This window comes from Mesorhizobium sp. CNPSo 4661, assembly GCF_057784215.1.
Map to the genome: position 1 here is coordinate 260,663 of NZ_JBWGIO010000004.1, position 20,575 is coordinate 281,237.

A 20,575-nucleotide genomic window follows, 5' to 3' on the forward strand; every position below is an offset into this window, starting at 1 on the left:
ATTCGGAAGCCGGCTTCCGAATTCGGCAGCTATCCATGGCTAATGCTGTTTGGCAGATGGCTGTGCTAAGCAGATGATTGCACAAAAAAAATGCAAGGCACGAGGCCTTGCAATTTAAACGCGTCCGATCCGTTTCCGGTGTCCGGCGGCAGCGAGTTACCGCGCCTAGATCGCATCCTCCCAAGACTTTGACCGCGTAGGAGAGCAGATTTTTCTCCGCCCTCTCGGTTATCGGGGCACACTAGACCAAGGCAGGTGAAAATGTCACGAAGAATTTTGCCTCGAAACAGGCAATATCGTGCTGCACTGCACAATAGTGCGGCAGGGCTTGCTTGTGAATCGATCAAAAAGCCATTTGCGGCACTTTGCGGCCAAAATCGCCTTTTTGGTAAGGTGCAGAAGGCCCCGATACTTTGGGGCACTCGGGTTTCCATTCGGCCATGAAATGGCTATGAAACCCGGGCAAGCAGCCTAAGGTGCGCCGATTCCCCGCGCCGCCATTTTCATTCACGGACCAGTCCATGCGTTTGTCGCGCTATTTCCTGCCCATTCTCAAAGAAAATCCCCGCGAGGCCGAAATCGTCTCGCACCGGTTGATGCTGCGCGCCGGCATGATCCGCCAGCAAGGGCAGGGCAGCTTTTCGTGGCTGCCATTGGGCAAGCGCGTGTTGGACAAGGTCTGCCGGATCATCCGCGAGGAACAGGACCGCGCCGGCGCGCTGGAAATCCTGATGCCGACCATCCAGTCGGCGGATCTGTGGCGCGAAAGCGGCCGTTACAACGACTACGGCAAGGAGATGCTGCGCATCAAGGACCGCCAGGACCGCGACATGCTCTACGGTCCGACCAACGAAGAGATGGTCACTGAGATTTTCCGCGCCTACGTGAAGTCCTACAAGGACCTGCCGCTCAACCTCTACCACATCCAGTGGAAGTTCCGCGACGAGGTGCGCCCGCGCTTCGGCGTCATGCGCAGCAGAGAATTCCTGATGAAGGATGCCTACTCCTTCGACCTCGATTTCGAGGGCGCCAGGGCCGCCTACAACCGCATGTTCGTGTCCTACCTCAGGACGTTCACGCGCATGGGGCTGCAAGCCATTCCGATGCGCGCCGATACCGGTCCGATCGGCGGCGATCTCAGCCATGAATTCATCATCCTTGCCGAGACCGGCGAGAGCCAGGTGTTCTGTGACCGCGCCTATCTGTCGCTCGACGTGCCGGGCGCCGGCACGAACTTCTCCAACGATGCCGAGATCGGCGAGATCGTGCAGAAATGGACGACGCCTTACGCCGCTACCGACGAAATGCATGACGAGGCGGCCTGGGAGAAAGTCGCCGAAGGCGACCGGCTCTCGGCGCGCGGCATCGAGGTCGGCCATATCTTCCACTTCGGCGAGAAGTATTCCAAGCCGATGAACGCCAAGGTGACCGGCCCCGACGGCAAGGACCACTACGCTTCCGGCGGCTCCTACGGCATCGGCCCGTCGCGGCTGGTCGCGGCGATCATCGAGGCGAGCCATGACGAGAACGGCATCATCTGGCCGGAGGCGGTGGCACCCTTCGATATCGGCCTGATCAACATGAAGGTCGGCGACGGCGAATGCGACCGCGTCTGCGACGAGCTCTATGCGGCGCTTACTTCGGCCGGCAAGGACGTGCTCTATGACGACACCGACCAGCGGCCGGGCGGCAAGTTCGCCACCGCCGACCTGATCGGCCTGCCGTGGCAGGTGATCGTCGGCCCGCGCGGCGTGGCCGCCGGCGAGGTCGAGATCAAGAACCGCAAGTCGGGCGAGCGCGAGACGCTGCCGATCGCCGAGGCCAAGAAGCGCCTGGGTATCGCCGCATGAGCGAGGCGGCGACAGCGGCCAGATCAGGGGCGGGCGCCTTTTCCGGATTCGAGCGCATGGTGGCGTGGCGCTACCTGCGCTCGCGGCGCAAGGAAACGGTGATCTCGGTCATCGCCTCGATCTCCTTTCTCGGCATTATGCTCGGCGTCGCGACGCTGATCGTCGTCATGGCCGTGATGAACGGTTTTCGCGCCGAACTGCTCACCCGCATCCTCGGCGTCAACGGCCATCTCATCGTGCAGCCGCTCGATTCGCCGCTGGAGGATTACGCCCAGGTGGCGAGCCGCATCAACGGTGTCGCTGGCGTCAAATACGCCATTCCGCTGATCGACGGCCAGGTGCTGGCGCAAGGCAATGTCGGCGGCGGCACGGGCGCCCTGGTGCGCGGTATCCGCGGCGAAGACCTCGGCAAGATTTCGATCGTCTCCAGCAACATCAAGCAGGGCACGCTCGACGGTTTCGACACCGGCGAGGGCGTGGCGATCGGCAAGCGTATGGCGGAGAGCCTCGGGCTGGTGCTCGGCGACACGATCACGCTGATCTCTCCCGACGGCGACGTGACGCCGCTCGGCACCACGCCGCGCATGAAGGGCTACAAGGTCGTGGCGATCTTCGAGGTCGGCATGTCGGAATATGACAGTTCGATCGTGTACATGCCGTTCTCGGAGGCGCAGCTCTATTTCAACATGGACGGGCGCGCGCAGACCATCGAGATCTATGTCGACAATCCCGACAATGTCGATGCGCTGAAGCCGCTGGTCGAGCAGGCGGCGCAGCGCCCGGTCGATCTCGTCGACTGGCGCCAGCGCAACGAGACCTTCTTTTCGGCGCTGCAGGTCGAGCGCAACGTCATGTTCATGATCCTGACGCTGATCGTGCTGGTGGCGGCGCTCAACATCATTTCGGGCCTCATCATGCTGGTGAAGGACAAGGGCCACGACATCGCCATCCTGCGCACGATGGGCGCCTCGCGCGGCGCGATCCTGCGCATCTTCCTGATGACAGGGGCGGCGATCGGCGTCACCGGGACGATCGCCGGCGTGCTGCTCGGCGTCGTCATCTGCCTCAACATCGAATCGATCCGCCAGTTCTTCTCCTGGATGACCGGCAGGATCCTGTTCAACCCCGAGCTCTATTTCCTCAGCCAGCTGCCGGCGAAGATGGACCCGCGCGAGACGACCTATGTGGTCATCATGGCGCTTGCCCTTTCGTTCCTCGCGACGGTGTTCCCGGCCTGGCGGGCCGCCCGGCTCGATCCCGTCGAAGCTCTGAGGTACGAGTGATGGCCGAAGCCATTATCGAGCTGAAGGGCGTCGAGCGGCACTATGTGCAGGGGCCGCGCAAGCTCACCATTTTGAACGGCGCCGACTTTTCGCTCAGGCGCGGCGAGATGGTGGCGCTGGTGGCGCCGTCGGGCACCGGCAAGTCCACCCTTTTGCACACGGCGGGGCTGCTGGAGCGGCCCGACGCGGGCGACGTGATCCTCGCCGGCCGTGCCTGCGGCCGGCTGTCGGACGAGGAGCGCACCGCGATCCGCCGCAACGACGTCGGCTTCGTCTACCAGTTCCATCATTTGCTGCCGGAGTTCTCGGCGCTCGAGAACATCATGATGCCGCAACTGATCAAGGGGCTTTCCTCCAAGGACGCTTCGGAACGGGCAGCCCAGCTTCTCGACTACATGCAGATCGGCAAGCGCGCGCAGCACCGGCCGGCCGAGCTTTCCGGCGGCGAACAGCAACGCGTCGCCATTGCCCGCGCGGTCGCCAACGCGCCGCTGGTGCTCCTGGCCGACGAGCCGACCGGCAATCTCGATCCGGTTACCGCTTCCTATGTGTTCGACGCGCTGGAGGCGCTGGTCAGGCAGTCGGGGCTGGCGGCGCTGATCGTCACCCACAACCACGAGCTGGCCTTTCGGATGGACCGGCGCGTGACGCTGGCCGAGGGCAAGGTGGTGCCTCTCTAAGGCCCGGTCGACCCAGCGTAGGCCTGGAGCTGGCTTTTAGACGGCAACGCTTGTCAGCGCGACGCCTCTGTCACGAACGTGATAGAATGCGGCCTCTCGCCGGTCGGAGGCCGCCGTGAAAAAGGTCATTCTCGGGATTGTCGTGCTGTTGTTCCTGGCGGTCGCCTTGTCGACCGCTTACTCCCTGCTTTTCGGATGTCCGCATGGCGGCTCATACCGGTGCGTCCAGGGCTTCAATCGGGAAACCTGCGGCTGCCCGCAGTCGTAGGTTTCGAGCGCTCCTGCCGCCAAGACAACAGGCATCCATCAGCACGTTGCGCGCGACGGTTGGCAACCGATAGCGTTTGATCTCGTGGCCTTTCGGGAGCTCTCGCAGCACAGCGCTTTCCTTGCAGCGAGCGATTAACCTTTCATTTACCGTGCAAAATTCTCTGCCTGTCGTCGTGCCAGGATGGTCGTTGACATTCGAACAAAATTAGAACAAATTACGAACATACCAACAACGGAGAGAGTTATGTCTGATCTGGTTCAGGATGTCGTCTCGCTGGTTTGCATGAGCACCTTTCTCGTTTCGATGGCGATCTGGATCGGCGCCATGTGATCAGGCGGCCTTGCCGCCATACGGGACGGGCAAATGCCCGCCCGTTTGTTCGAGCGGGCGAGAACCTGCCCAGGGACGGGGAAGACCCGCCCGGAACGGATAAGAGCCCGCCAGGGACGGGCAAGAGCCCGCCCATGTTTGTTAAGTCTTTCTTGGCCGCGCCGCCGTTAGGCTGCTCCTTCAAGACAGGGAGCGAAGGCAAGTGTCGGTCATCGTCACGGTCACCCTCGTGGCCGGCAATCTCGGACTGATCTTTCTTTTGATGACCGTGCCGCTCGGACTGCGCACGGTGACGGCGAGCCGCGTGATCGAGGCCGACCGCAATCGCCTCTGGCAGGCGCTGTGGCCGTTCGGCGGCGATGCCGGCTGGTCGGGCGAAATCCTTTCCGCCGAGCCCCTGGACAGCGAGGGGACGGCGCTGATCCGGCTCTCCTGGGAAGGACGGGACGGCCGGCCGATCGACCGCAAGGCGCGGTTCGAGGATGTGAAGGAAGGAAGCTACTTCTCGATGATTGTCGTCGACGACACGGCGCTCGATCCATCGTTCTGGGCGAATTATCGCGAGACCGCCGAACTGGTGCCCGAGGGCGATGCCACGCGTGTCACGCTTACCCAGACCGATCGCTATCGCGGCGTCGCGTTCCTTATCTTCCGTTTCTTCGCCATGCGCCGCGAGCTCCGCAAGCTGGATGTCTGGGCGGCTACCGGCACGTATCGCAAGGGCGGCTGGTTCGAGCATCCGCTGAGCCAGGTCGGCTTTGCCGTGCTTTCGGCCTTGATCCTGTGGCCGTTCTTCGGCCTCAATATCGGCGGCTTCGCGCTGGCCGCGATCCTGACGTCGGTGGTCGCCCTGCACGAGCTCGGCCATATGGCCGCCTTCCGGCTGACCGGGCATCGCCGGGCGCGGATGATCTTCATCCCGCTGCTTGGCGGCATCGCCATCGGCGGCAGGCCCTATGACAGCCGCTTCGAGGTCGCCTTCGTGGCGCTTATGGGCGCCGGCTTCTCCGCTTTCCTGGTGCCGGTGCTGATCGCCGCCAGCGGCTTCGCCAACGGCGAAGGACATCGGCTCGCCGCCATGCTCCTGGCCACGCTTGCCGGCTGCGCCTCGCTGTTCAACATCGCCAATCTGGTGCCGGTGTGGAAATTCGACGGCGGCCAGGTGTTGCGCCAGATCTGCCCGGGGCCGGCGGCACTCGCGCTGGCGTCCTTCCTGCTTTTGTCGGCGCTCCTGGCGCTCGGCTGGCAGGCCGGTTTCTCACCGAGCTTCCTGCTGATCGCTGGCGCGGTGTTCGCGATCCTCAGCCTGATCACCATGGGCAGCGGCGTAAAGCCGCGACACGAGCTGAAGCCGATCAAGACTGTCGACCGGCTGGCCATGGCCGGCGCGCTGCTCGCCGTCTTCGCCATCCACGGCTACGGTATGCTGTGGGCCTCGGCGCAACTGATGTAGAGTGTGCTGAGTTTCAGGTGAGGTCGGCCTGCAAACGGCGGCTTCCTGCGCTTCCGGTGCTCACGTATTTCAAGTACGCTCCGCTCCGGCCTTCGCCGGCCGAAGCCCTCATAGGGGTCTTCGCTCCATGAAGGCTACGGCCGGCGTAGGCCGGTTCTCGGAATCCACCTTGTTCGGTCGCTTCGCGCCCGTCTTCGACTTCGTCTCGACCTGACCCGAATCTCAACACACTCCAGGCGGAGCGACGCTCAGCCGGCCTTGCGGGCAGGCTCGGCAACCGGAACGGCTGCAGGACCGAACACGTCCTCGAACGCTGACTTCAGCGCGAGGTCGAGATCGGCCATGGTGACCGGCAGTCCGAGATCGACAAGGCTGGTCACGCCATGATCCGAGACGCCGCAGGGCACGATGCCGCCGAAATGGCCGAGGTCCGGCTCGACGTTGATGGCGATGCCGTGGAAGCTCACCCAGCGCCGCAGCCGGATGCCTATCGCCGCGATCTTGTCCTCGGCCGGCGTGCCGTCCGGCAGGGCAGGGCGATCCGGCCGCACCACCCAGACGCCGACTCGGTCCTCACGCCGTTCGCCGCGCACATTGAAGGCGGCGAGCGTGGAGATGATCCATTCTTCGAGCGCCGCGACGAAGGCGCGCACATCTTCGCGCCGACGCTTGAGATCGAGCATGACATAGGCCACGCGCTGTCCCGGGCCGTGATAGGTGTATTCGCCACCACGGCCGGCGGCAAAGACCGGGAAGCGGTCGGGGTCGATCAGGTCCTCGCTGCGGGCGCTGGTGCCGGCGGTGTAGAGCGGCGGATGCTCGACCAGCCAGACCATCTCGCCTGCCGTTCCGCTGCGGATCGCTTCGGCGCGGGCCTCCATGAAGGCCAGCGCGTCCGGATAGGCGGTGAGGCCAGGTTCGATCACCCATTCCACCGGCACCGAACCGGGGAGCGGCAGGAACGACGTGGCGATCTGGCTGCGTTCTGTCATGGAACTTTCTCGATGCTCCTCTCATATGGCGGCAATCGGTCAAAACGTCCAGTTTCACCAGCATGAAGCCGGCCTGCAGAGGGTTGTGCAGATGAGCGACGAATATTCCGCTCAGCGCACTTGTTTCGCCGGAAACGATTTGCTACAGGCCCCGGGCCGGACGGTTCCGGCTCCTACCACGTGCGGTCGTGGCGGAATTGGTAGACGCGCAGCGTTGAGGTCGCTGTGGGGCAACCCGTGGAAGTTCGAGTCTTCTCGACCGCACCAAGCTCTCTTTGCCAAGCATCGAGATGCTTAGTTGTACATTGCTGCCAGTGCTGAAGGTTGCTCCGACTGTTCAGAGCAATTCCTATCTAGGCTTTTAAGTTGATAGCAAGCGCGCAACGGAAATCGCAGCGCATTGCAACCTCCCTCCGCCTAGCGTTCTTCTGTGTGACGGTTTCCATCGATGCCATTTCGCGAGAAAAATATTGGCCGACCTGTGACCGATCGCAAAACACGACGGCTCAGGGTCAAAATAGCGTTTGACCAATCCGAGAAGGTTTCAGACTGGCCGGAAACCCACCCTCCAGAAGCAGCAATGCTAAGGAACGCAATGACCGTCAACCCGCGCCGCGTCTTTGGCCGATTGCCGGACGTAGGCAAGTGTATCTACTGCGGCGCAACGGAATACGAGAAAGGTGGAACTCGGCCCCTTAGTCGCGAACATGTCGTTCCAGAGGGGATAGGGGGGACTCTAGAACTCCCCGGAGCCTGCTGTCAGAAGCATGAAGGTATCACCAGCAGCATCGAAGGGAGTATTCTTCGTCATCTCCTGCTCGCTGTAAGGCGCCGTAAGGAACTACACGGCAAGAAACGGAAACGGGACGGCGTAACGGTCACCTTCACTTCTCTTATGGGCGGGATAGAAACAGAAATCCACCCTGAGTTGGAAGACCACCCCACTGTTCTCGTCCTTCCTCGGTTGCACCCGCCCGGCGTGATTTTTCCTGAACCAGGCTTTGGGGGAATCTTCGCCCATCCACTGGTTCCATCGCAGACATGGATAGAGCGAGGCGTGGGTCCGTTCGTAGCCGCAGACTTAGACATGTTTCGGTTTTGCCAATTGTTGGCGAAGATCGCTCACGCATACGCGTCGACCTTAGTCGACGTGAACCTTTTCAACCCCACTCTGCGTGACCTAATTGATCTGAAGCCGTCGGCGCTCCGCGACATGGCGGAACAATGCTACCAATTTGTTGGCGGCTTCTATGGTATGTTCGCTCCATCTGCCAACCTTCATGAACTCGACATAGCGTTCAACGAGCAGGGAGGGGTAATTCAAATACTCGTCTACATCCGCCTGTTTGGAAATTTGGCAGCCCCAGTTTACGTTGTGGCGGTGGGTACTCTGACTGCCGGCACAACTGTTCAAGAGGTTTGGGAACAGATGCAATCCCGCAGGGCAATTCTCGAACGCACCTCTTAGAGAGCGCTTCTTGTGAAAGTGGCATCTCAGCAAAAAACCGAGCCTACCCCGTCCACCCCAGCCCTGCCGAGATGCAGTTGATCGAGACGAGCAGGGCGTCGGTCGCCCGCTTCCGATCCGCCGTGCTGGCGTTTGTCCGGACTTCGCGCAGCAGATCGACCTGCAGGCGGTGGATGTCGTCCATCTGGCGGCGCAGATTGTCGAAACGCCGCTTGAACATCGGGAAGCGCGCGGAAAGATCGCCGCCCGTGAGGTCGCCGATCAGGCGCCGCGTCAATTCGTATTCGGCGGCGATGCGCGCATAGATCCGTCCGGCAGCATCGCCGTCGGACACCAGGCCGGCATAGAGCCGCGCAATCTCCATGTCGGACTGGTAGAGCGTCTTTTCGGCTTCGTCGACGATCAGGCGGAAAAAGCGCGAATGCTCGAACATGCGTGCCAGAAGCTCGCGCCCGGCCTCGCCTCGGACCGTGACGAAGGCGCTCAGCGCGCTGCCGATACCGTACCAGCCGGTCAGCAGGTGACGGTTCTGGCTCCAGGCGAACACCCATGGAATGGCGCGCAGGTCGGCAATGCCGCTGGCGCCGAAACGGCGATCCGGGCGTGAGCCCATTTTCAAGAGCGCGAGTTCCGCGACCGGGCTTGCCTGGTTGAAATAATCGAGGAAGCCCGGCTCGGCCATCAGTCCGGCATAGGATGCCTGCGACATGCCCGCCAACGCTTCCAGCGCTTCGTCGAACTCCGGCGATTCCTTCTCCCCGGCATCGCCGGCCGATCGGACACCGTGCGCCAGCACGGCCGCGGCGAGAACCTCGAGCTGGTTGAGGCCGGTGCCGCGATTGGCGAATTTCGACGACACGACCTCGCCCTGCTCGGTCACCCGCATGGCTCCGGCCACAGTGCCTTGCGGTTGTGCGGCGATCGCGCGGCCAGTCGGCGCGCCGCCACGGCTGACGGAGCCGCCGCGACCGTGGAAGAAACTGATCCTGGTGTTGTGCTTGCGGCCGATGGCGGCGAGGCGCTTTTGCGCTTTTGCCAGTTCCCAGTTGGATGCCAGGAATCCGCCGTCCTTGTTGGAATCCGAATAGCCGAGCATGATTTCCTGGCGTGCGCCGAAATCGCGCACCGTCCGCCGCACCAGCGAAACGCCGAGCAGTCCGTTGAGTATGGCAGGGGCGGCCTGCAGATCGGCGATGGTCTCGAACAACGGCACGATCCGGAGCCTGATCGTGCCGCCGCCACCGGGCGCGGTCGATAGTCCGCAATATTGCGCCAGCAGATAGACGGCGAGCAGATCGTCGGCCGAGCGGGTCATGCTGAGCACGAAGGAGCCGACCGCGTCGGCATCGGAGCCCGAGACTTGCCTGGCGATAACCGAGAATGTCGAAAGCAGTTCGCTCGCTTCCGGCGAGAGCCGCCCTTCGTCGATCTCCAGCCGCTCGCCCTGGCTGAGGGCTGCGCGAATGCGCGCCGACCAACCCGGTGTGCCGGGTGTGACCGGATCGGCAGGATCCGTCAGCGCGAACAGCTCGGCCAGCACCCGGTTGACGACGGTGGAATTCTGCCGGATGTCGAGCGAGACGGTGTGGAAGCCGAAGCTTCCGACCTGCCAAATCAGCGGCTGGATGAAACGCCTGACCACCGCGCGCCCTCCGATCGCCTCCAGAACCGAAGACAGCGCGCTCAGATCGGCGCGAAACGCCTCCGCGGAAGAGTAGGCCGCCGTACCGCCGTCGCGCGTGGCGACCAGCCGGGCAAGCAGGGCCGAAGCGAACTGGCGGAGCGGTTCGTCGGGGTTGCGGGTGGCGATCTCTTGCGCCTCTCCGCTCTTATCAAGCGCTGATTGCAGCACCTGCCTGAAGGCCGCCGGCAGCTCGATGACGTTCGAGCTGGCGCTGAGCACCGAGACCAGCCGTTGCACCTGCGTCAGATACCAGCCTATGGCGGTGTCGCGGTATTCGGCCATGGCGTGGGCGGTGACTTCGGCCGTAACATTCGGATTGCCGTCACGGTCGCCGCCGATCCACGAGCCATAGCGCATGAAGGACGGAATTTTGATTGGCTCGCCCGGATAGTGACGCTTGAAGGCGTCCTGAAGCTTGCCATAGAGCTGCGGCGTCGCCTCGAAGATGACTTCACGGAAGAAATGCAGGCCCCAGGCGATCTCGCGCTCGACCGTCGGGCGCTCCAGCCGCAGCTCGCCCGTCATCCACAGAAGCTCGATCTCGCTTTCGAGATCGGCGACCAAGAGATCGCGTTCGCGTGGCGCCCAGCGCGGCTGGTCGAGCTCGGTCAGCTTGCGATAGATGCGGCGGTGGATCTCCAGCACGGTGACGCGCTTGGCCTCGGTCGGATGCGCTGTCATGGTCGGGCCGACGCAAAGCTCGTCGAGCGCCGCCTGCGCTTCCGTCGCCGAGTGGCCGTTCGCCGCCATCCCGGCAATCACGCTGGCGAACGAACCGGGCACGTCGTCGACACCCGCGCCCTGTTCGAGTTCGCGCCGCGCCCGCATGGCAAGCAATTCGTCGGCAATCGTCAGCAACTGGAACCACACGCCGCTCGCCTGAAGCGCTGGGATGCGCTGTTCCGGGGCGAGGGAGACAAGCGACCTGCGTCCGCTCAGGACCGCCGCGATCTCGGGCTCGCGTGCGCTTGCGACCTGAAGCAGCAGACGCAGCAGCAAGCTGCGCTCGTCCTCACGAAACTTGATGCGTTTGCTCTGTTCCAAAGCCGCTGTCCCGCCCATTGCCGCTGAGCTGCGCTAAGCGTTTGTTTTCACGCAATTCCAGATAGAAAATCGCTGCGCACAGTTTCTCGAATTGCTCTGACCAAGGTCGCGTCGACCGTAAGGCGAGCCGATCCGGGCCGGCGACCGCGAAGATCGCCGGCCCGAGACTGGCTTCACGTTCTGCTTTCCGCGACTTTCGCCTGGCCAGCTGTCAAGCAGCCTTCTTCGTCCGCGCCAGCGTGTCGGCCACGATCTCGCCGAAAGAAGCAGGGGTCGGCACGATGACGACGCCGGCTTCCTTGAGGATCTCGACCTTTTCCTGCGCCGATTCGCCGAAAGCGGAGATGATGGCGCCGGCATGGCCCATGCGCCTGCCCTTCGGGGCGGACAGGCCGGCGATGTAGGCGATCAGCGGTTTGCGCATGTTGTCGCGCGCCCAGATCGCGGCTTCGGCTTCCTGCGGGCCGCCGATCTCGCCGATCATCACCACGGCGTCGGTATCCTCGTCGCGCTCGAAAAGCTGCAGGATGTCCTTGAAGGACGAGCCGTTGATCGGGTCGCCGCCGATGCCGACGCTGGTCGAAACGCCGATGCCCAGCGCCTTCATCTGCGAGGCGGCCTCGTAGCCCAGCGTGCCGGAGCGGCCGACGATGCCGACGCGCCCGGGCAGGTAGATGTTGCCAGGCATGATGCCCATCAGCGCCTGTCCAGGCGTGATGACGCCGGCGCAGTTCGGGCCAACCAGCCGCATGCGGTCCTCGAAGCGGTAGCGGCGCATGTAGCGCTTGACCTGCATCATGTCCTGCGAGGGGATGCCGTCGGTGATACAGACGCAGAGTTTTATCCCGGCGTCCGCCGCCTCCATGATCGAATCGGCGGCGAAGGGCGGCGGCACGAAGACGATGCTGGCCTCGGCGCGGGTCTCACGCACCGCGCCCTTGACCGTGTTGAAGACGGGCAGGCCGAGATGCGTCTGGCCGCCCTTGCCGGGGGTGACGCCGCCGACCAGCTTGGTGCCGTAGCGCTTCATGTCCTCGGCGTGGAAGCTGCCGATCTTGCCGGTGAAGCCTTGCACGATCACGCGCGTGCTGCGGTTGAGCAGGATTGCCATTTCTCGACCTCCCTCAGGCTGCTTTTTTGTTCTTGGTGGCTTCGCGCCAGGCGGCGACGGCTTTTTCGGCGGCTTCGGCCAGCGTGTCGGCGACGATCACCGCCTCGCCGGAATCGGCGAGGATCTTGCGCCCTTCCTCGACCTTGGTGCCGGAAAGGCGCACCACCAGCGGGACGTCGACACCGACCTCGCGGATCGCCTTGATGACGCCTTCGGCGACCCAGTCGCAGCGGTTGATGCCGGCGAAGATGTTGACCAGGATGGTCTCGACATTCTTGTCGCCGAGCACGGCGCGGAAGGATTTTGCCACCCGCTCGGGTGAGGCGCCGCCGCCGATGTCGAGGAAGTTGGCCGGCTCGCCGCCGGCGATCTTGATCATGTCCATCGTCGCCATGGCCAGCCCGGCCCCGTTGATGATGCAGCCGATATTGCCCTCGAGCCCGACATAGGAGAGGCCGCGGTCGCTGGCGAAGGTCTCGCGCGGGTCTTCCTGGCTCTTGTCGCGCAGCTCGGAAATCTCGGGACGGCGGAACAGCGCGTTCTCGTCGAACGACATTTTTGCATCGAGCGCGACGAGGCTGCCGTCGCGCGTCACCACCAGCGGATTGATCTCCAGCATCGAGGCGTCGTAGTCGCGGAACACCTGGTAGCAGCCCAGGATGGTTTCGGTGGCCTTGCCGATCAGGTTGCTTTCAAGGCCGAGGCCAAAGGCGATCTCGCGCGCCTGAAAACCCTGCATGCCGACGCCGGGGTCGACGGTGGCGCGGATGATCGAATCAGGCTTCTTTTCAGAGATATCCTCGATCTCCATGCCGCCGGCGGCCGACGCCACGATCATGACGCGCTCTTCCTTGCGGTCGAGCACGAAGCCGAGATAGAGCTCCTGAGCGATGTCGACGGCCTCCTCAAGATAGAGGCGAGAGATCAGCTTGCCGCGCGGGCCGGTCTGCTGGGTCACAAGCTTGCGCCCGAGCATGGCTTCGGCAGCGTTGGAGATCTCCTCGTCGTTCGAGCAGAGTTTGATGCCGCCCGCCTTACCGCGCGCGCCGGAATGAACCTGCGCCTTCAGCACCCATTTGGCCCCGCCGATCTCCCTGGCACGGTAGGTCGCCTGTTCGGGGCTGTAAGCGAGGCCGCCGCGCGGTACATGCACGCCGTGGCGGGCAAGCAGTTCCTTGGCCTGGTATTCGTGGATGTCCATCTTGTCCTCCCGGTATTTTTCTACTGCGCGGCGGCGGCATGCGGCCCATTAGCCAACAAAGTTTGGCTGGCGCGCTCGATCGCCTCGTTCACCACCAGCACGTTGCGCGCCATGCGCTCCGACGCGGCGTCGATCATCTTGCCGTCGAGCGCAGCGGCACCCTTGCCGAGCGCTTCCGCCTCCTTCAGCACTTCGAGGATGCGGCGGGCGCGCGTGACTTCCTTCTCCGGCGGCGAGAACACGTCGTTGGCCAGGGCGATCTGCGAAGGGTGGATCGCCCATTTGCCTTCGATGCCGAGTGCGGCGGCGCGTCGGGCGGCTGCTTTGTAGCCTTCGGGGTCGGAGAAATCGCCGAACGGTCCGTCGATGGCGCGCAGGCCGTAGGCGCGGCAGGCGACAGTCATGCGCGACAGCGCAAAATGCCACTGGTCGCCGGGATAGTCCGGATTGAGCCCGCCGATGTTGACGGTGCGCGCCTTGTTTGAGGCGGCATAGTCGGCGACGCCGAAATGCATCGCTTCCAGCCGGCCGGGCGTGGCGGCGATCGCCTCGACATTGGCCATGCCGAGCGCCGTCTCGATCAGCGCTTCGAGGCCGACGCGGGTCTTGAAACCCTTGGCCATCTCGATCTGGTTGACCATGGCTTCGACCATATAGAGGTCGGCCGGCACGCCGACCTTCGGCACCAGGATGGTGTCCAGCCGGTCGCCGGCCTGTTCCATGACGTCGACGACGTCGCGGTACATGTAATGGGTGTCGAGACCGTTGATGCGCACCGACACGGTCTTGCCCTTGGCGCGCCAGTCGATGTCGTTCAGCGCCTGGATGATGTTCTTGCGGGCACGCTCCTTGTCCGGCGGCGCCACCGCGTCCTCGATGTCGAGGAAGACGAAGTCGGCGGCGCTGTTCGCCGCCTTGTCGATCATCTCGGGGCTCGAACCGGGTACAGCCAGTTCGCTGCGCTGCAGCCTCAGTTTCTTCAGGTGGTTGATGGTGTGGCTCATGGTGCGCTCCTCACGCCGCCTTGGCGACAGGCACGTCGGCCGTGCGGCGGAAGTGCTCGATGGCCGCGCCGACGCCGGAGCCCGGCGCAAGGTCGACGCCGCAATCGAGCAGCGTCAGCTCGGCGGCGGAGACCGACGCAAGCACCATCACCTCGTTCAACCAGCCGAGATGGCCGATGCGGAAGACCTTGCCGGCCACCTTGTTGAGGCCGCCGCCGAGAGAGGTGTTGTATTTCTGGTAGGCGCGCTTGACGACATTGGCGCTGTCGATGCCTTCCGGCACCACAATGGCACTGACGGTGTCGGAATGCCATTTCGGCGCCTTGGCGCAGAGCTTCAGGCCCCAGGCGTCGACGGCCTTGCGCACGCCTTCGGCCAGCCGATGATGGCGGGCGAAGATGTTCTCCAGCCCTTCCTCGGCGATGAGATCGAGCGAAGCGCGCAGGCCGCGCAGCAACTGGGTGGCCGGCGTATAGGGGAAATAGCCGCCGTCGTTGGTGCGGATCATGTCTTCGAAGGAAAAGTAACAATGCCGGTGGGTCGCGACCCGCGACGCGGCCAGCGCCTTCTTGCTGACCGACAGGAAGCCGAGGCCGGCCGGCAGCATGAAGCCTTTCTGCGAACCGCTGACAGCGCAGTCGACGCCCCATTCCTCCTGCCGGAAGTCGATCGAGCCGATCGAGGAGACACCATCGACGAAGAGAAGCGCCGGGTGGTTCGCGGCATCGAGCGCGGCGCGGCAGCCGGCGACGTCGCTGGTGACGCCGGTCGCGGTCTCGTTCTGCGTGCAGAAGACCGCCTTTATGAGGTGCGCCTTGTCCGCCTTAAGCCGCTCCGCATAGATTTCGAGCGGGACGCCGGTGCCCCATTCGCAGTCGATGACGTCGACCTCGAAGCCGAGGCGTTCGGCCATGTCGACCCACAGATGCGAGAACTGGCCGAAGCGCGACATCAGAACCTTGTCGCCGGGGCTGAGCACATTGGTCATCGCCGCTTCCCAGGCGCCGGTGCCGGAGGAGGGGTAGATGAAGACGCGGCCGGTCTCGTTCTTGAAGACCTTTTTGATGTCTTCGAAGAGCGGCAGCGTCAGGTTGGGGAAAGAGGAAGCGCGCATATCCTCCATCGGCAGGTTCATGGCCTGCCGGACTTGCTCGGGAATGTTGGTGGGCCCCGGGATGAAAAGATGCGTGAACCCAGCCATGCGCGAAACTCCTCCGATCGTTTGTGATTGTGGAGGAAGTTTCGTCTTGAAGAGGCTCGCCAACAACACCTTGCCGGGTAAGTTGTTGGCCCTTGCGGGTGGGACTGTCCTACCCGGTTGGCCTACCCGATAGGCGATTTGGGCGTGCGTTGTTTCTCGCTGGAATAGAGCGCCACGGCCATGGCGCGGTTGCGCACGTCCAGCTTGTCGTAGAGATTCTTCAGGTGGTACTTCACCGTATTCTCGGAAATCCCGGTCCGCGTCGCGATCTGCAGGTTGGTCCAGCCGTCGGAAAGCACCGCCAGCAATTCCCGCTCGCGCACGGTGAGCCTGGACAGCGGCGTGTCGTTGACCTTGTTGATGTCGATATAGGGAATGCAGATGCGGCCATGCGCCACCGCCAGGATCGTCTCGAAGATCACCGGCGGATCGTCGAACTGGAAGCAATAGCCCTGCGCGCCGAGGCGCACGCATTGCTTCAGGATGCCGATGTCGTGGTCGTTGGAAAAGATCGTGATGCGCACGCCGAGCTTGCGGTTCTGAACTTCCGTGAGGACGTCGGCGCCGTCCATGTCGGCGAGCTTCCAGCCGACGACGGCGACATCGAATTGCGTGGCGGCGGCCAGTTCCAGGAATTGTGCGCCGCTGTGCACGGCACCGAGCAAATCGAAGCGGCCGTCGCATTCGAGCATTTCGCGCAGGGCCGAAACGACGAATGGATTGCGCTCGGCAACGACCACGCGAACGCGCTGCTCGGCATTTGCCTGGTTCGTCTTTGCGGACTTGATGTTCAAGGGCAGCGTTTGTCCTCGGACCGTTTAGCGATGCGCTGATCCTGGGGGATCATCCATCATGACAATTCTGCCTCAATGGGGAAGGGGTGCTCTTTCCCCAGCGACATGCGCTGTCGCGTCGGCTGAAGCGATTGTCACGTCCGCGACGCGGGCGCCCCACGCTGTTATCGAGCGGTTGCGAGGCGAAGACAACCGCCACATTTCCTTGGCTATTCCGAGCGCTAGAGCGACTTCCTTCGAAGACGAATCCTGTCGCCGCGCTATCTGCCGCACAGGGTTTGGATTTCCCGAAAAGCGGTTTCCACTTTTCGGGATCATGCACTAGACCTCGTTTGGGGATTCCTCGTTGCGGGAGGCGCTGGTGGAAGGCCAGGACAGACAGATGAGGGGCGCCGCGTCCGCCGAGGAGCATCACGCCGACATCTATGGCGAGGACGGCGCTGTCCGCGCCTCCTTCCTTGCCCAGATCGGCGCGGCGGTCGCCGACCGCGACACGATCACCCTAAAACGTGAAGTCGGCGACCTGCACCAGTCGGAACTGGGCGACGTGCTGGAGGCGCTTCACCCCGAACAGCGCCGCGCGCTGGTCGAATTGCTCGGCACCGATTTCGACTTCTCGGCGCTGACCGAGGTCGACGAAGCGATCCGCATGGACATCGTCGACAATCTGCCCAACGAGCAGATCGCGCAGGCGGTGCAGGAGCTCGATTCCGACGACGCCGTCTACATCCTGGAAGACCTCGAGAAGGAAGACCAGGATGAGATCCTGTCGCAACTGCCTTTTACCGAGCGCATCAGGCTGCGGCGGGCACTGGACTATCCGGAAGAGACCGCCGGTCGGCGCATGCAGACCGAGTTCGTCGCCGTGCCGCCGTTCTGGACGATCGGCCAGACCATCGACTACATGCGCGAGGACAAGAACCTGCCCGACCGCTTCAGCCAGATCTTCGTCATCGACCCGAGCTTCAAGCTGCTCGGCGCCATCGATCTTGACCAGATCCTGCGCACCAAGCGCGCGGTCAAGGTCGAGGAGGTCATGCATGAGACCCTGCATGCGATCCCGGCCACGATGGACCAGGAAGAGGCGGCGCGGGAGTTCGAGCAATACAACCTGCTCTCCGCCGCCGTGGTCGACGAGAACGGGCGGCTGGTCGGCGTGCTGACCATCGATGATGTGGTCGACGTTATCCAGGAGGAGGCGGAGGAGGACCTGTTGCGCATGGGCGGCGTCGGCGACGAAGAACTGTCCGACACGGTGCTCGCCACCTCGCGCTCGCGCGTGCCCTGGCTGCTGGTCAACCTTGTGACCGCCTTCCTTGCCGCTTCGGTCATCGGCCTGTTCGACCACACGATCGAGCATATCGTGGCGCTGGCGGTGCTGATGCCGATCGTCGCCGGCATGGGCGGCAATGCCGGCTCGCAGACCATGACCGTGACCGTGCGCGCGCTGGCGACCAAGGACCTCGATATCTACAACGCCGCCCGCATCATCCGTCGCGAGCTCGGTGTCGGCTTCATCAACGGCGTGGTGTTTGCGGTGCTCATCGGCATGGTCGCCGGCTTCTGGTTCCGCGACGCCAATCTGGGCGGCATCATCGCAGCGGCGATGATCATCAACATGTTTGCCGCAGCACTTGCCGGGATACTCATCCCGCTGGTGCTCGACCGCCTCAAGATCGATCCGGCGGTGGCCTCGGCGGTCTTCGTCACCACCGTCACCGACTGTGTCGGGTTTTTCGCGTTCCTCGGGCTGGCGACATGGTGGTTTAGAGTTCCCTAAATCAACAAGCCGGCGTTAATTGACTTTTACGTAAATGCCGTGCGAGGTTGCCGCGGGGTCACGGGCCGATTCCGGCGCGAGATGGGTTCTGATCGGAGGGAAGGGCGACGCTCCAAGCGGCGATGCCCGGGCTTGGGAGTGGGAATGCGGGAATATTATACGATCACCGAGCTGACACGCGAGTTCGACGTGTCGACGCGGACTTTGCGTTTTTACGAAGATGAGGGGCTGGTGCAGCCTGTGAGGCGCGGCCGCACGCGGCTGTTCCGACCGTCCGACCGGCATCTGATCCGGCAGATCATGCGGGGAAAAAGGCTCGGTTTCTCGATCAACGAGATCCGCGAGATCATCCAGATGTACAAGGAGCCGCCCGGCGAGGTCGGCCAGCTCAAGCTGATGATCAAGCGCATCGAGGAGAAGCGCGAGGACTTGCGCCAGAAGCGCCGCGACCTGGAGGAGACGCTGGCCGAGCTCGACCAGGCCGAAGAGTCCTGCGTGGAGCGACTGGCTGAGCTCGGCGTGAATACGTAGCCCGCTGATAGCCGAATGCTAACTGTCGCAAACGTTCGAGATTGGCCGGAGTCTCTCAGCTTCGTCATCCACGGGCGGAGCGGGAGCGAAGCGGACGCGGAGACCCGAGGATCCATTCCGTGATTTTAGCCGTGGGATGCAGCGAAGTAGAATTCTGCACCGCGGCGACGCCTCAACGTCACGGAATGGATTCTAGGGTCTGCGCGCGTCGCTTCGGTCCTTGCTCCGCCCTAGAATGACGATGGATCAGGCGTTGCGGCCAATGAGAAACACGCAACCTTACCTGCCCAGAACCTGGCCCCGCGACCGATCCAAGCGAGGCAGCCTCAAATCCAGCGCCGCACCCTTTTTGCGTAATCCCGGTATTTCTTGCCGAACTTCGCCGCCAGGATCTTTTCTTCCTTCTCGATCGCCAGCTTCTGCGTCGCGAAGGCGGCGAGGAAGGCAAAGATCAGGAACCAGGCGATGCCGGTGATGAAGGCGACGCCGATCAGCAGCAGCGTGTTGGCGAGATACATCGGGTTGCGGGTGATGCCGAAGGGACCGGACGTTACCAGGTGGTCTGGCTCGGCATTGGGATCGAGCGTCGTCCTGGCTTTGAACATGGCGCGGATGGCCGTGATCCACAGCATGGCGACGCCGAACAGCGCCACCCAGCCGACGCCGAACAGGAGATCGCCGAAGATGTCGCCGATCCAGGGCAGCGGGTAGAGCATGCCGAGGACGACGCTCGCCGCAATCGCCACGACATAGATCACCGGCGGCCAGGGAATGATCCCGTGTCTGGGCTTCATGATACCCGTCATTGCTGCCCTCCCTCCATCTGGTCCTCCGTCGCGGCGGTGCAGGTTTCCGCCAGATCGGCCAGATGCGATTTCCAGACACTGGACTGGTCGTTGGCGTAGAGCTTATCGAGAGACCCTTCGCCCTTCAGCGTGTCCAGCATGCAGCCACAATAGCTCGTACAGAACTTGCTGTCCCGCTGCTGTTCGCACTGCGCCTGGCAAGCCGGCAGGAAGCCGGCTTCCTTGTCCTGAGGGGCGGCGGGCATGACCTGGGAGAAAAGCCATACAGAACCGAACAGAAGCGGCTGGTGGATGAGGTAGAAGGCGAGGCTGTGACGGCCGATGAAGGTCAGCGGGTTCGACCAGCGGCCGGGCGCCCATGTTCCCAGACGGGCGAGCAAGCCCGATGCGGAAGCAAGCTTGACCGCTGCGATGCCCGCAAGCACCGCGCCAAACCACGGGAAAAGCGGCACATAGTCGTTGGAACGCGGGTTGGTGGCGGAAAGGCCGACCCACCACAGCGCCGGATGGTCGAAGAACTCCGAGCGCAGATAGTAGGGAGCAGCGATGACGGCCGCGGCAATGATTGCCGTCAGCAGCCAGGGCAGCCTCAGAAAGGCGAGGCCGAGCAGGCTGGCCAGCGCGATCTCGTGCAGGATGCCGAAGAAGATGAAGCCGTCGGGGGTGACGAAATATGTGACGGCGGAAATGGCGATCGCCGCCACGGCGACCATGGCAAAACGCTTCCAGAAGCCAGGCCAGCGGATCTGACGGCCATGGGCGAGGAAAAGGCTGACGCCGACCAGGAACAGGAAGGTCGAGGCAATGCAGCGAGCGTACAATTTCCACCAGCCGAACGCGGTGAGGGCTGGCGTGGTGTAGCCGAAGTTTTCGAGATCCCAGGTGAAGTGGTAGCTCGCCATCGCGAGCAGCGCGACGCCGCGCAGGACATCAAAGGCGACGATGCGGCTGGACTTCGGTGCGTCCTGAACAGGGTCGCTCATCGTTTGAAGGCTCATCGTCACGCAATCCGATTCAGTCGAGCCGAATGACTATCACGGTTCAAGTGGACGACAGAAGCAGGCAGCCATCAACGCGTTTCATGGCAGCCAT

General features: G+C 63.3%; 17 protein-coding genes and 1 tRNA gene. 9 read left to right on the forward strand and 9 right to left on the reverse strand.

Annotated elements, in window-relative coordinates; genetic code table 11:
* Positions 1-521 precede the first annotated feature (521 nt).
* The 5 genes from proS (at position 522) to AC0YKC_RS07955 (ending at position 5,867) form a co-directional block, all read left to right on the forward strand.
* Positions 522-1,850: a proline--tRNA ligase gene (gene proS, locus AC0YKC_RS07935; protein ID WP_434723252.1), complete on the forward strand. Its 1,329-nt coding sequence runs from the start codon at positions 522-524 to the stop codon at positions 1,848-1,850.
* Complete coding sequence (locus AC0YKC_RS07940; RefSeq protein ID WP_320295250.1) at positions 1,847-3,133, forward strand: lipoprotein-releasing ABC transporter permease subunit; 1,287 nt, start codon at positions 1,847-1,849, stop codon at positions 3,131-3,133. Before proS ends, AC0YKC_RS07940 begins: the two co-directional genes overlap by 4 nt.
* Positions 3,133-3,813: an ABC transporter ATP-binding protein gene (locus tag AC0YKC_RS07945; RefSeq protein ID WP_488510705.1), complete on the forward strand. Its 681-nt coding sequence runs from the start codon at positions 3,133-3,135 to the stop codon at positions 3,811-3,813. Before AC0YKC_RS07940 ends, AC0YKC_RS07945 begins: the two co-directional genes overlap by 1 nt.
* Positions 3,814-3,928: 115 nt before the next feature.
* Positions 3,929-4,081: a hypothetical protein gene (locus tag AC0YKC_RS07950; RefSeq protein WP_488510706.1), complete on the forward strand. Its 153-nt coding sequence runs from the start codon at positions 3,929-3,931 to the stop codon at positions 4,079-4,081.
* A 535-nt stretch (positions 4,082-4,616) separates the two neighbouring features.
* Positions 4,617-5,867, forward strand: coding sequence for a site-2 protease family protein (locus AC0YKC_RS07955; RefSeq protein WP_488510707.1), 1,251 nt, complete (start codon positions 4,617-4,619; stop codon positions 5,865-5,867).
* A gap of 248 nt (positions 5,868-6,115) precedes the next feature.
* Here the strand turns inward: AC0YKC_RS07955 and lipB are convergent, their stop codons facing one another.
* Positions 6,116-6,859, reverse strand: coding sequence for a lipoyl(octanoyl) transferase LipB (gene lipB, locus AC0YKC_RS07960; RefSeq protein WP_488510708.1), 744 nt, complete (start codon positions 6,857-6,859; stop codon positions 6,116-6,118).
* Between the two features lie 182 nt (positions 6,860-7,041).
* Here lipB and AC0YKC_RS07965 point away from each other — a divergent pair.
* Positions 7,042-7,126, forward strand: a tRNA-Leu gene (locus AC0YKC_RS07965).
* Between the two features lie 181 nt (positions 7,127-7,307).
* On the forward strand, positions 7,308-8,327 hold the full coding sequence (locus tag AC0YKC_RS07970; RefSeq protein ID WP_488510709.1) for a hypothetical protein: 1,020 nt from the start codon (positions 7,308-7,310) through the stop codon (positions 8,325-8,327).
* A gap of 43 nt (positions 8,328-8,370) precedes the next feature.
* Here the strand turns inward: AC0YKC_RS07970 and AC0YKC_RS07975 are convergent, their stop codons facing one another.
* The 6 genes from AC0YKC_RS07975 to AC0YKC_RS08000 form a co-directional block, all read right to left on the reverse strand.
* Positions 8,371-11,055: a phosphoenolpyruvate carboxylase gene (locus AC0YKC_RS07975; protein ID WP_488510710.1), complete on the reverse strand. Its 2,685-nt coding sequence runs from the start codon at positions 11,053-11,055 to the stop codon at positions 8,371-8,373.
* 211 nt (positions 11,056-11,266) lie between these two features.
* The gene (sucD, locus tag AC0YKC_RS07980) at positions 11,267-12,166 is read right to left on the reverse strand and encodes a succinate--CoA ligase subunit alpha (RefSeq protein WP_488510711.1); all 900 of its coding nucleotides are present in this window, start codon (positions 12,164-12,166) and stop codon (positions 11,267-11,269) included.
* 13 nt (positions 12,167-12,179) lie between these two features.
* Entirely contained in the window at positions 12,180-13,367 is a 1,188-nt protein-coding gene (locus tag AC0YKC_RS07985) for a malate--CoA ligase subunit beta (RefSeq protein ID WP_434723247.1), read from the reverse strand.
* A 20-nt stretch (positions 13,368-13,387) separates the two neighbouring features.
* Positions 13,388-14,371 carry an HpcH/HpaI aldolase/citrate lyase family protein gene (locus AC0YKC_RS07990; protein WP_488510712.1) on the reverse strand — a complete coding sequence of 328 codons (984 nt, stop codon included), beginning with the start codon at positions 14,369-14,371 and terminating at the stop codon, positions 13,388-13,390.
* 10 nt (positions 14,372-14,381) lie between these two features.
* A complete protein-coding gene (locus tag AC0YKC_RS07995; RefSeq protein WP_320295257.1) occupies positions 14,382-15,572 on the reverse strand; it encodes an aminotransferase class V-fold PLP-dependent enzyme in 1,191 nt (396 codons plus the stop codon).
* 122 nt (positions 15,573-15,694) lie between these two features.
* A complete protein-coding gene (locus AC0YKC_RS08000) occupies positions 15,695-16,366 on the reverse strand; it encodes a LuxR C-terminal-related transcriptional regulator (protein ID WP_434723245.1) in 672 nt (223 codons plus the stop codon).
* A 382-nt stretch (positions 16,367-16,748) separates the two neighbouring features.
* Here AC0YKC_RS08000 and mgtE point away from each other — a divergent pair, with 382 nt between their 5' ends.
* Both mgtE and AC0YKC_RS08010 read left to right on the forward strand, forming a co-directional pair.
* A complete protein-coding gene (gene mgtE / locus AC0YKC_RS08005; protein WP_488510713.1) occupies positions 16,749-18,146 on the forward strand; it encodes a magnesium transporter in 1,398 nt (465 codons plus the stop codon).
* A gap of 144 nt (positions 18,147-18,290) precedes the next feature.
* Positions 18,291-18,677: a MerR family transcriptional regulator gene (locus AC0YKC_RS08010; protein WP_027168973.1), complete on the forward strand. Its 387-nt coding sequence runs from the start codon at positions 18,291-18,293 to the stop codon at positions 18,675-18,677.
* Positions 18,678-19,003: 326 nt separating this feature from the next.
* On the opposite strand, the gene AC0YKC_RS08015 is transcribed toward AC0YKC_RS08010, so the two are convergent.
* Together AC0YKC_RS08015 and AC0YKC_RS08020 are read right to left on the reverse strand one after the other, a co-directional pair.
* Positions 19,004-19,483, reverse strand: coding sequence for a methyltransferase family protein (locus AC0YKC_RS08015; protein WP_488510714.1), 480 nt, complete (start codon positions 19,481-19,483; stop codon positions 19,004-19,006).
* A complete protein-coding gene (locus tag AC0YKC_RS08020) occupies positions 19,480-20,481 on the reverse strand; it encodes a heparan-alpha-glucosaminide N-acetyltransferase (RefSeq protein ID WP_488510715.1) in 1,002 nt (333 codons plus the stop codon). The genes AC0YKC_RS08015 and AC0YKC_RS08020 overlap by 4 nt, the downstream gene beginning before the upstream one ends.
* Between the last annotated feature and the right edge of the window lie 94 nt (positions 20,482-20,575).